Raw genomic sequence first — 11,810 nt, forward strand, 5'->3', positions numbered from 1 at the left:
GGAGGGATTTGGGGTCAAAAGAGGTAGGGATTTGGGGTATTATGTGAGAAATTTATAATCTCACATAAATATGACTTATACGCCCCTTCAAGTCTGCAAAAGTAATGCTCTCGTTGAAGCCTCTTACCGTCTTTCCGTAGCAGAGCAGCGCATCATCCTCGCCTGCATCTCGCAGATCAGGCGTGATCAACAGATCACCGACGAGGTCCTCTACAGCGTCAGCGCAACCGAGATCGCCGGACTGACAGGCACAAGGTCAAAAACAACCTACGAAGAGCTTGCGAAGGCTGCTCAAAGACTGAAGCGGCGGGAAGTACGCCTGTTTGAAGAACCAAACGGTCGCGGACGCAAGCCACGAGTGATGGTGACTGGCTGGGTTCAAACGATCGTCTACATCGAGGAAGAGGGGCGCGTAGAACTGCGGTTCACAAAGGACATGCTGCCGTATCTTTCGGAGCTCACCGAACAGTTCACCCGCTACGCGCTTGCGGATGTCGCCAAGATGACCAGCGCCTACGCGATCCGGCTCTACGAACTGCTGATCCAGTGGCGGGGAACTGGTGAGCGGGTCATCGAGGTCGACTGGCTGCGTGACGCCCTCCAGCTCGAGGGCCGCTATAGCAACATCCGTGATCTCAAGCGCTGGGTGCTCGAGCCAGCCGTTGCTCAAGTCAACGAGTTCTCGCCACTCTGGGTGACGTGGGATCAGCGCAAGACGGGTCGACGCGTCACGCACATCGTCTTCAGCTTTGGCGAGAAGCCCAACAGCAAGCCAACACTGCCGAAGCCCTCTCAGCGCGCTGAGAGGGTCGCACCGAAGCTCAGCCTACCCAAAGCCTACGTCGAACAGCACAAAGGAGCAGATGAGGGACTGGTCGAGGCGGATCAGCGGCTGCTGTTCGAGATCCGGACCGGTAGGCGAGAGCCGCCCCCTGGTAAATCCGTCTAAAAACTCGCTAGTGCTTCCTAAGCCGAAGACAGCTAGTAGGGGGTTCTCAGCCTGCGGAGAGGTTGTCTTTTAGCGATAGCGTTAGGTGCAACGCCTATCACGTGGCTTGGGTGGGCGGGCGAAGCGCGCGTAGCGCGATGAGGTCGCCTACCCAAGCAGAGTTTCTTCAGACTCCCCTCCCTTCAGATCATGCCGCTGAGGTCTATCCTGCGTGCTCAGCCCAACGCGCGCGCGCACGCGTTTTTTCTTTTATATATATTTTAATACTTTTAGAGCCTCATAAGTTATTGAAAATAATAAATAATCCAGACGAAAAGAGGAGGGATTGATGGTCAAAAGAGGAGGGATTGATGGTCAAAAGAGGAGGGATTGATGGTCAAAAGAGGAGGGATTGATGGTTAAATGTGAGCAGAAAAAAAGTCTCGCATAAAGGTGCCAGGATGCAGGAAGCGCAGATCTACAAAGCGAACGCTCTAGTCGAGGCGTCGTACCGACTTAGCGTTTATGAGCAACGAATCGTGCTGGCGTGCATCGCCCAGGTGAATCGTCATGAGCCACTGACCGATCAGCAGCTCTACACAGTGAGTGCGCAGCAGATCGCCGCGATGACCGACACCAAGCTCGACACGGCCTATCAGAACCTCAAAGCGGCCTCAGAACGTCTGTTCGAGCGTCGGGTGACGCTCTACAAAGCCCCGAATGGGAAAGGCAAGCCCACTGTCGAGATCACGCGCTGGGTACAAACAGTAAGCTATCAGGACAACGAGGGGACCGTAGCGCTTCGATTTGGAACGGACATCATCCCCTACCTGAACCAGCTCACCGAGCAGTTCACCCGCTACGCCTTAGCCGATGTTGCCAAGATGACGAGCGGGTATGCGATACGGCTTTATGAACTGCTCGTTCAGTGGCGGGGAACTGGCGAGCGGGTCATCGAACTCGACTGGCTGCGTGACGCCCTCCAGCTCGAGGGCCGCTATAGCAACATCCGTGATCTCAAGCGCTGGGTGCTCGAGCCAGCCGTTGCTCAAGTCAACGAGCTCTCGCCACTCTGGGTGACGTGGGATCAGCGCAAGACAGGTCGACGCGTCACGCACATCGTCTTTCGCTTCGGCGAGAAGCCCAACAGCAAGCCAACACTGCCGAAGCCCTCTCAGCGCGCTGAGAGGGCCGCACCGAAGCTCAGCCTACCCAAAGCCTACGTCGAGCAGCACAAAGGTGTAGACGAGGGCCTGGCTGAGGCCGATCAGCGGCTGTTGTTCGAGATCCGGACCGGCAGGCGAGAGCTGCCGCAACAAACGGCCTAATTAATGTCAACATGACAGCATGCTGTCATGAATACATGTTGTCATGCAATATGTGGCTTGCCGTACTTCTTAAAAAGATCGTTCAAGGCCTCGGTCAACAACGCTTGGATCGTCGTCTCCTCAGCCGCAGCCATCACCTTCAGTTGCTTCATGACCTCCGGCTCAAAGTAGCCCGTCAGCGCCTTTTTGCCACGACGACTCGGCGGTAGCTGGCTACGCGTAGAGTCATCGCGCTCAGCGTCTCTGGGCGTCGATTTGGTTGGCTCCTGGGAAGGTGCTGGCTTGTGCATCGCTCCCTCCTGGCTGCCCCGCTCTGAACGCTTATCGAATTGGCTCAACGCTGCCGAGAGATTGCCCTTCTTCATGCTCCGCTTGCCTCGCTTTCAATTGATTGCATGTTGCTATGTTTGCATGCAAGCATAAATAGTTCCCTCACCTCCTCGGCCGCCTTGCTGCCTGGCTCATACTCAAGGACGGTCTTTCCAACGGTCAGCGAATGCACGAACGCAGCCCGCTGCGTGAGAACCAGAGGGGCAACCTCAAGGCCGTAGTTCTTGATGACCTCAACCGCCTCATCCGCAAGATGACCACGCGGTGGTGCAGCGTTGATGACCGCCAGCGCGGGAACCCGCGCCAAATCGGCCAAATCCTTCGTGGACTTGATGGCCCGCAGGTCCAGAACGGTCGGGCGGCAGGGGATCAGAATCAGATCGGCCGCTCGCGCCGCTGCAAGCGCATCGCGCTCCGAATGCGGCGCGGTATCGATGATGCACAGAGCCGCACCGTTGTCCTTCGCCGTGGCTAAGACCTCATCCAGCTGCGAGGCATGCGCAGAGATCACTACGGGCGCATCTCGCTCACGGCTCCTCGACCACTCCTTGGCACTGGCTTGGGGATCGAGGTCGATAATGACGCAGGCAATCCCACTCGCCTCCGCAGCCACCGCGAGATTCAACGCCAGGGTGGTCTTCCCTGTGCCCCCCTTCTGCGAAATGATCGAGAATGTTTGCATGCTGTCATCTCAGTTTGTTGACATAGCTACATGCAAACATTTTGATGTGCCAACTAACGCCCGGCAAGTCGACCTGCTCACCATTTCTTGCGCGAGAAGCCTCGGCATTCATGCCGGGGAGGGATAGCGCACCGCGCGCAGCGCGGTTAGGCCGCCCATCTCGCAACCTCCGTTTGTGGTTTGGGTTGAACGGCATAGCCATAGCCGTCGGCGCGTTGGAGCACCTGGCAATAGCGGTATGAGATGCCTTGCACGCGATGGCCGGGAAGGCAGATGTTGAACGAGCCGGTCTTTCGGACCTGGACCCGGCCGATATGGACACCGGCCTTCTTGCCCTTGGGCACGTCCGCCCGGACCCAATCGCCGGTCTGGAAGCCACGCACGCGCTTCTGGCGCGTGTAGTAACCGCGTGGGAAACCGTTATCGAACGCGTTTGTCCGGCAATAGGCGCCGCGCCCGGTGGCTTGGATCGCCAAGACCGGGCGATTCCAGCCCTGGACCTGGTCGACCTGGTCGACCTGGCCGACGCAGGCGGCATCGAGCGCATGGGTCTTGGGGATCTCCAGGCGCGAGCGGTTGTACTTGGTGCGCCCGCCGGAGCCGGTCTCGATCGGCAGGCCGGTCGCCTTGAGCGCGGCGAACAGTGCCCCGCGTGTGGTGTTGACCGCGGCAGCATGATTGAGCGGGGCTTTGGCTTGGTCCTGGCTGCGCTTGAGCACCGCGGGCTTGCGGGCCAGAAAGACCTCGATGGGCTTGTCGGCCTTCTTTCGGTTGCAGGGCCGGCAGGCCAGGGTCAGGTTCGAGGGCCGATTCGAGCCGCCTTTGGAGCGCGGGACGATGTGCTCGATCTCCAGCGGCACGTCTTTGGCACCGCAGTACGCGCAGGTGCGATGAAATTTCTCGAGCACGTATTCCTTGACCTCGTAGCCTGCGAGCGTGCCCTGCTGGTACTCCGCACCGGAAATCTCTGGGTTCTGCATGAGCTGCATATCGAAGCGGACCCGCTCCTGGCTGAGCGCGGTGATCGGCGCCAAGCGGCGCAGCCGGGCAACCCAGCTTGTCGTGGTATCGACGCGGTGCCGTAGCGATGGCGCGAGCCAGCCTTCGCGCCGGGTTCTGTTCAGGAACCGCGGTGCCCGGAAACGGGTCTTGCGGTAGCGCCTCGACCGGCGGAAGTTGCGCCGTTTCTCGAGTGCCTTGTGGATCGCCTGCCCGCGATGCTCAAGCTCGCCGAGCCATAGCACATGCGCCGTGCGCTCCACCTCGCCGGTCTCAGGATCAACAGTCTCGGTCTCGCGCACCAGGGCGATGCCAGTCGTCTTGCTACCCGGATCGAGCTTCACGCGCAGCGGCTGGGTCTCGCCGCCGACGCGGTCCTTCAGGCGAATGGTGAACGGTGCCAGGCGCACCACCACCGCGCGCCCACGCTGCAACAGCAACCGTGCGCGCTTCTCCGTGCACGGCATCAGTGGTTTCTTCTGCTTGTCCAACACGAAAACGGCCATGTCTGTTCTCCAATCAAGCCCTTACGGGCCTGGTGACGGCGCCTTTCGGCGCGCTCCCCTCGGGAATGTCTGCAACCGGCTCCCACCTTGCGGTGGCGATCGAGTTCGGCGGAACGCTTTGCCTTTCGCCGCCTCCCCTCGACCTTCCAGAGTCCGGAGCTGAGGAAGCACTCCGGAGTGGGTCTAAACGACCTATTGCAAACGTAGCGGGTTGGCTACCGCTTTCCGCTGGTCAACCCAGCTCTTTCAAGCTCCGGCATTCATGCCGGGGTAGTTGACGGCTAGCGTTTGCACAGACCATCGTTGCAAATCTTAAGTGACCATGTAGATTTACAACGATGATATCCCGCCACGTACGCTCCGCGATCGAGAAGGCCATGGCCCGAGAAGCGGCCGTCGCACTGGTCGGCCCGCGCCAAGTGGGCAAGACGACCCTCGCCCTCGAGATCGCAGCTCAGCGCCCCTCGGTCTACCTCGACTTAGAGCGACTGTCGGACCGGGAGAAACTGTCTGATCCCGTAACATTCTTGAATCTCCATCGTGACGAACTCGTTGTCCTCGATGAGATCCACAGGCTACCCGAGCTGTTTTCCTCGCTACGCGGGATCATCGATCAAGGACGAAGAGACGGAAGAGGGCAAGGGCGCTTCCTGCTTTTGGGATCTGCCAGCATGGATCTCATGCGTCAGTCCGAGACCTTGGCTGGACGCATCGAGTATGTCGATCTCGGCCCCTTTAACGCGCTCGAGATTGAGGAGGAGCAAGACGCGATCCGGCATCTGTGGGTGCGCGGTGGCTTCCCGCGTAGCTACTTAGCGGAGAACGACGAGGACAGTCTGCGCTGGCGTCAGAATTTTATCCGCACCTACCTCGAGCGCGATGTCCCGATGTTCGGACCGCGTCTTCCAGTGGAGACAATCGAGCGGCTTTGGACCATGTTGGCGCACAACCAGGGTGGTTTGCTGAACGCGTCGCAGCTGGGCAGAAATCTCAGCCTGTCCGGCCAATCGGTCGCAAACTATATCGGCTTACTGACCGACCTGCTTCTCATCCGACGTCTGCCGCCCTTCCATGCCAATGTCGGTAAGCGCCTCGTCAAATCTCCAAAGATTTATGTGCGCGACAGCGGCTTGGTGAACGCCCTTCTAAACATCGAAACGCTAGATGATCTACTCGGCCACCCTGTCGTCGGCGCGAGCTGGGAGGGGATGGTCATAGAGAGTCTTCTGGCAGTCGCCCCGTGGCGCACACGCTCGAGCTTCTACCGTACTGCGCGCGGTGCCGAGATCGATCTTGTTCTGGAGATGGGCGCGAAACACGGCACCTGGGCCATCGAGATCAAAAGCGGTAGCGTTCCCAGGAACGAAAAAGGCTTTGCCATTGCGCTCGACGACATCCAACCCAGCAAGGCATTCATCTTGTATGGCGGCACAGAGCGCTACCCGAAAGCAGAGCGGACTGAAGCTGTCGGACTGCGTGAACTGGCACAAGAGCTGAAAAGCCTCCAGCCTTCTTAGATCGTATCTAAAGGACTACTCACAGGCATATTCTTTTGCCCGTTCATGATCCGCGTATAGCGCATTGTCGTTGCAACATCGTTATGTCCTAGTAAGGCCTGCAGCAAGCGGATATCCGTACCGCTTTCCAAAACATGTGAAGCAAATGCATGCCGCAACGCCTGGGCACTAATCCGCGTATCAATCCCAGCACTCTCACCTGCAACCCTAAGTGTTCTTTGCAATGTCGCAGGATGGAGATGCGTTCGTCCAACATGTCCGGAGAACGCATCTCGTGAGAGACGTCCACTCGGGAAGAGATACTGCCAACCTAATTCGTAAGCAGCATCTGGCCATTCCTTTGCAATTGCGACAGGTAGCGTCACAGCACCAATACCGCTCGCCCGATCCTCCTGGTGCTGCCTTGCCACCCCTTCAACTTGTGCACTGAGGGGGTCGCAAAGTCGTTCTGGCAGCGGTATTTCTCGATCCTTCTCACCTTTTCTGTTGCGAACAGTAATCTGCTTTTTCTCCAGATCCACATCAATCAAGCGTAAACGCACACACTCCATCAACTGCATACCGGTTCCATACAGGAGTCTCGCCATTAACCCTGGCACACCTGTCATTTCCTTCAATAACGCTCGCACCTCGTTCCGCGATAACACCATCGGAACTTTTGACGATGCCCTTGGTTTTTTTGCGCTCAACTTCTCGATAGGCTTATCCAGAACGTTCTGGAAAAAGAATGCAATCGCATTATAAGCCGCACTGCGCGTCTTAGGTGCCAAACCACACTCAACTTCAAGATGTTCTATAAATCGCTCGAGATCATGTTCTTCAATCTCTTCTGTTTCACGTTTGTCACAGAACACAAGGAAGCGATGACACCAGTCTAAATAGGCTTGTTCAGTCCGTATTGAATAGTGTCGTTCCTGGATTGCCTCAGAGAGGTCTTTGAGGACAGGAAACGTGAGTGTTGCTTTGGCGATACGAGGTGATCCCATCACCATCTCACGCTCTCGAAGATTGGCAATATCTTCGGTTTGCTCAGGGATTGCAGAGTGGCGCCTCTCTAACCAAGCAGCCCACTCGATTTCACGACCAGCAGGCGTCGGAGTGAGTTGCAGAAGCAACAAACGCAGCGCCCCGATCGACAAGCGAACCTGCTCGTCGGAGAGATCTGTGCGCGTACACAGTTCCTCCAAGTAAGCCTCCACATCCTTAGTCGGCAAGTCTTGAAGCCTGGAAGGTCTCAAGACACGCAAGAACGTCTCGACTTCAGAGACATACCTTGGGTGATCTTTCTCAGGTATCCCAACACTCTTTAGGATATTGAGATATCTGTTTTTTTTATGTTCACTTTGCCCTGACTGGAGGGTCTTTTGGTCGTTGCTTGAGGGCATACCAGGGAAGATATTTGATGCTAGACTGCAAAAATTCTAAACTTTTTTACTAAAAACGCAACACAGGTCACAAAAATTTTATAGATTTTTAGAGAACAATGCGACAGAGTTATCAAGTTAAAAAATATATTTAATTAATCTAGAAATTTTTATATTTAAAAAATAAAAAATTAAAAAAAATATATTTAAAAAATAACAGCAAAAATCATTGATAACATTTTTTACAAAGATTATTTGTTATTTAAGATGTAACCCTGACGGATCTAGCGAGCTATTTTTAATCTATTTTAAAGACTCAAAATCATAGTCATTTTCTAATTTCATCGCTTCTTTTCTCGCACAAAAAACCCCCTCCCCTTTCGTGATAAGCAAAATTTTTTTTCGCTTTAGCGGTAACCAATAAATGTGATTTTTCCAATTAATCTTCCACTTAATCTTCCAGTTATGAGAAAGCTAGTCTGTATGACCTCATGGGAGCCTGGCGTTGCCTACGCGAAGATATTGTCATGAGTTCGTTTTTACAGACAGAGAGTCTGTGCTATTTCACATTGCCGAAGCGATTAATAGGAAATCGCGATAGAGACTTGGCATCCTCCACGCCCTAAAAGAGATGTGGCTTCCCAGGTGTCGTAGTCTGGCCTGAAAGAACTCACGATCCGCCTTTCCTTTTCAGCTCAGGATGACTCAACACAGGTCATGGCCGATTTGCTGTCAGCGCCAGTGCTACAGGCTTTCGTTCCTGTCCGCTATCAGATATAAAACTACGTCGCTCATGCACGCGCAGCTCATCAGCGCCCTTCGGGGTTGCCTTGCTAGCGAGCAGGATGTTGTGCGATGCATTTCGATCAAAAGGAGTTTTTTTAATTGCTCGTAGTCACTTTTAAAAATCGGCAATAAGCGTTTTTAAGTTAGATGAAAGCTTGATGATTTCAACACACTCTTAGCACTACAATTCACCATAATTGGTAGTGCGGCTCATTTCCCGAAAGACCATCTGGTAAAGATTTTGTCATTGGATCCCTTATCTAGTCGTTTGTAATGCCTATTGAGGTAGATCGCTGCAATCTAACCCATTTAATCTAATACCCCAAAAAGCCTTTTTCTAGGCATTAAAATGTAATAATGAAACCTGATCCATAATCAGTAGGCGGCTATTTTAGGCAATTTCTTTTTCTCTGAGAGACCAAGACAACCGTTGTCCAGATCTAGTCACCGTAGCGAGTGCGCATAACGCCCACTCTGTAAAGTCGAGAAACGAAAGAATCGCCAGCAGCCAGAAGACTTCAAGGCGAGGTTAGGCGGATTATTGGCGAACGATCCTTGTCCAGGTTTCGCTAAGCGACTGATTAATGGTTTTGGTGCGCGAGATCACCGGAGCACTGTCTGACGTTTGTCCAGCGTCGCCGTCTCGATTTAAAAAATGGCGCGTGATAACGGTTTTACAGACCCCCAGCACATCCTGCGTCATTTTTTATGCCTATCAGTCGTTGAAATTGGGATCGTTTTCATCGACCCTTAGGATGATTGGTTACAATCGCCAAAGACACGGTTTCTAGAACATCCTCTACCTTGAGTAGAGCAGTCGATCAGCGCTCGCGGTTTTGAGATTTGGCTCGAGTACTCGGCTTAGGATTCAATTCGGGTCGAACATCGTAATGGTCGGCGACGTAATCGCGAATCGCATTCGCCGCCTCGTGATCCTGATGGGCTGCATAGTGATCGGCGATGCGGGTCCAGGCTTCAGCGCGTCGACGGATCGCGCGTGCTTCGGTTTCCGCCTCGTAGCTCGGTGAGGGAATGGGGCCTTCGCGGGTACCACGACGGCTTAGCTCGTGGAGATCGCGGCGATAACCGTCCTTGCCTTTGCCGCGGCTATAGGCAGGCAGGGCCTCGGCAGGGATGCCGTGGCGCTCGAGGCTGGCGGCGAAGCGCTCACGCCAGGCCAAGAGGTCGTGCTTGCGCGGGTTCAGCCAGCGACCGTCCGTGCCCTGCAGCCCGATGACCACATGGGCGTGGTAGTGGTCGCGGTCGTCGTGGAAGGTGAACAGTCGATCGTGGGCCTGGAACTGGTCGTTCAAGAAGTCTCGGACCGCCAACTCGAAGGCGCCGGTGTCGGTGCCCGCGGGCATGGAGAGCATGAGGTTCATGCTGACGCGCTGGCGCGGTCGGCCCGTCTTCTTCTTGCCTGTGCTCTCCCCCTCGATCGGCCCCGTCGCCAGTTCGCGCCCGTAGTGTTGGAGGGCGTCACGGGCCGCAAGACCGAGTTGGCTGCCGATGGTGTCGAAGGCATCGCCACTCGGATCGAAAACCTCGTTCTCGCCATTCCGCGAGATGTAGTCCAGATGAGCGGCGAGACCCTCCTTGGAACGCGCGAAGCTGGTGATCTTGACCATGACCTGGGGCTTGCGTCGAACCGCATTGAGGAGCGCGCTGCGCAGACTCGACGGCGCCAAACGATCAGGGGCAGCACCAGGGGCTCGAGCGCGCCCCTTACGTGCAAGCACAAACCAAGCGTCGTCAAATACGCTGTTGGCGCTGCTGCTCATCCCCTGCCCTGCCTGATCACTCCGGCAATTTCTGCTTAATCTCAACCAGCAGTGTGCGGGTCTCGCGAAGCAGACCCTGGATGTTGACGAGCAGTGTGCGGTTCACCGCGACGGGCCGGCCCTCGTTGGCGGCGTGGGCAAGCTGGTTGAGGTTGATCCCAAGCCCGCGCACCTGCTTGTTGTACTCAGCGAGCGAGGTGATCAGCTCACGGCCAAGCCCGCTCTCGGTCGTGACGCGGTGGCTTGCCGCATCGCGTAGCCATGACGAAAGGGTGGTGCTGCCGCGACGGGCGTTGATGAGTCGGCGGAGTCGCTCTGGAATGCGGAGGCAGATTCTGGGGCTGGCCATGGGGACTCCTGGGGTGGCGCAGGTCTGAGCGTCGTGATCGGACTGGTCGTGCGGTTTGAGACGGTTGCAGAGTGTTCGAGAACGGGGTGCGGGGTGGGTGCTTGCGGCAAGGTGTCAGACACTTTGCCTATCCTGCCTTCATCTCCTACCCTTCGGAGTTTCGATAAGCTTCTAAGAGTTTTGTTTTTGCAACTAAAATATTCTATAAATTTAGAATTATCTCTTATTTTTCTACATTTAGTTTGCATTTTATTACTTTAAGTTTGTCTTGTCATCCTCTTTTTTTGCGTTTAGTCTTCTTCTAAACCTCTTTTTTCTACGCTCTAGCGACAGTTTGTCGACAGAGAGGCCCCATGCCCGACAACAACGCGGTTCCAGCCGAAGAGACCACCTCGCTTGAGGCAGCAGAGGCGGCGTTGGATCGGTTGGCAACCAAGCTCGCGACACCGCCGTTGGCGACACAGATCCGCCGCTTACTGCCGAAGATCGAACGGGCATTGGAGGCCGGGGCGAGCTATGCGCAGGTCCTGGAGACCTTGCGCGAATGTGGCATTGAGATGCCAATGACGACCTTCCGCAGCACGCTGCATCGGGCGCGGCTGAAGCGGGATCGGGAGGAAGGGCGGTAGGAAAGAAAAATAGACGCTAGGAGACGTTTTGCCGCCCCTCCTTAGGCTTACCCCTGACAAGTCTCCTCTGCGGCCTCTACGGCCCTCTAGGCGTGTGCTAGTGGCTGCTTAACCCTCCACCATCCCCTCTAAAGCTGAAAACAGCTAGTAGGGGGTTCTCAGCCTGCGGAGAGGTTGTCTTTGTTGATAGCGTTAGGTGCAACGTCTATCACGTGGCTTGGGTGGGCGGGCGAAGCGCGCGCAGCGCGATGAGGTCGCCTACCCAAGCACTTTTCATCTACATCCCTTCCCTGCAAACCACCCCTCTGTGCGCTGTTTTTGTGTCGAGCCCAACGCTCGCGCGCGCGCGCGTACGCAGGCGTTTTCTGTAATATTTAATCCTTTTCCCCTTTTAGGGGCTTGCAGGTAACTGAATAATAAAGGGAATCCAGACGAAAAGAGGAGGGATTTGGGGTCATTGTGGGAGGGATTTGGGGTCATTGTGGGAGGGATTTGGGGTCAAAAGAGGTAGGGATTTGGGGTATTATGTGAGAAATTTATAATCTCACATAAATATGACTTATACGCCCCTTCAAGTCTGCAAAAGTAATGCTCTCGTTGAAGCCTCTTAC

At 55.4% G+C, this 11,810-nt stretch carries 10 protein-coding genes; 4 read left to right on the forward strand and 6 right to left on the reverse strand.

What is annotated here, in order from left to right; genetic code table 11:
• The first annotated feature begins 70 nt into the window (after positions 1-70).
• Together CKO42_RS24705 and CKO42_RS24710 are read left to right on the forward strand one after the other, a co-directional pair.
• Positions 71-949, forward strand: a complete 879-nt coding sequence (locus tag CKO42_RS24705; protein WP_200251202.1) for a replication initiation protein — start codon at positions 71-73, stop codon at positions 947-949.
• Positions 950-1,389: 440 nt separating this feature from the next.
• A complete protein-coding gene (locus CKO42_RS24710; RefSeq protein ID WP_200251219.1) occupies positions 1,390-2,256 on the forward strand; it encodes a RepB family plasmid replication initiator protein in 867 nt (288 codons plus the stop codon).
• Between the two features lie 41 nt (positions 2,257-2,297).
• Here CKO42_RS24710 and CKO42_RS24715 read toward each other — a convergent pair whose 3' ends face one another.
• The 3 genes from CKO42_RS24715 to iscB form a co-directional block, all read right to left on the reverse strand.
• Positions 2,298-2,546 carry a ribbon-helix-helix domain-containing protein gene (locus CKO42_RS24715; RefSeq protein ID WP_200251221.1) on the reverse strand — a complete coding sequence of 83 codons (249 nt, stop codon included), beginning with the start codon at positions 2,544-2,546 and terminating at the stop codon, positions 2,298-2,300.
• Between the two features lie 71 nt (positions 2,547-2,617).
• The gene (parA, locus tag CKO42_RS24720; protein WP_200251224.1) at positions 2,618-3,268 is read right to left on the reverse strand and encodes a ParA family partition ATPase; all 651 of its coding nucleotides are present in this window, start codon (positions 3,266-3,268) and stop codon (positions 2,618-2,620) included.
• A 146-nt stretch (positions 3,269-3,414) separates the two neighbouring features.
• Entirely contained in the window at positions 3,415-4,773 is a 1,359-nt protein-coding gene (iscB, locus tag CKO42_RS24725; protein WP_200251234.1) for an RNA-guided endonuclease IscB, read from the reverse strand.
• 377 nt (positions 4,774-5,150) lie between these two features.
• On the opposite strand from iscB, the gene CKO42_RS24730 reads away from it, so the two are divergent.
• Positions 5,151-6,290 (forward strand): ATP-binding protein, encoded by a 1,140-nt coding sequence (locus tag CKO42_RS24730; protein ID WP_242479679.1) that lies wholly within the window; start codon positions 5,151-5,153, stop codon positions 6,288-6,290.
• Here the strand turns inward: CKO42_RS24730 and CKO42_RS24735 are convergent.
• From CKO42_RS24735 to CKO42_RS24745, 3 genes are all read right to left on the reverse strand, one after another.
• Positions 6,287-7,504 (reverse strand): integron integrase, encoded by a 1,218-nt coding sequence (locus tag CKO42_RS24735; protein WP_200251241.1) that lies wholly within the window; start codon positions 7,502-7,504, stop codon positions 6,287-6,289. The two genes, CKO42_RS24730 and CKO42_RS24735, sit on opposite strands and share 4 nt — an antisense overlap.
• 1,757 nt (positions 7,505-9,261) lie before the next feature.
• Positions 9,262-10,221 carry a relaxase/mobilization nuclease domain-containing protein gene (locus tag CKO42_RS24740; RefSeq protein ID WP_200251245.1) on the reverse strand — a complete coding sequence of 320 codons (960 nt, stop codon included), beginning with the start codon at positions 10,219-10,221 and terminating at the stop codon, positions 9,262-9,264.
• Positions 10,222-10,237: 16 nt separating this feature from the next.
• Positions 10,238-10,570 carry a plasmid mobilization relaxosome protein MobC gene (locus CKO42_RS24745; RefSeq protein WP_200251250.1) on the reverse strand — a complete coding sequence of 111 codons (333 nt, stop codon included), beginning with the start codon at positions 10,568-10,570 and terminating at the stop codon, positions 10,238-10,240.
• Positions 10,571-10,923: 353 nt separating this feature from the next.
• Here CKO42_RS24745 and CKO42_RS24750 point away from each other — a divergent pair, with 353 nt between their 5' ends.
• The gene (locus tag CKO42_RS24750) at positions 10,924-11,199 is read left to right on the forward strand and encodes a hypothetical protein (RefSeq protein WP_200251252.1); all 276 of its coding nucleotides are present in this window, start codon (positions 10,924-10,926) and stop codon (positions 11,197-11,199) included.
• The last annotated feature ends 611 nt before the right edge of the window (positions 11,200-11,810 follow it).

This window comes from Lamprobacter modestohalophilus, assembly GCF_016583905.1.
In the GTDB taxonomy this organism is placed as follows: Bacteria; Pseudomonadota; Gammaproteobacteria; order Chromatiales; family Chromatiaceae; genus Lamprobacter; species Lamprobacter modestohalophilus.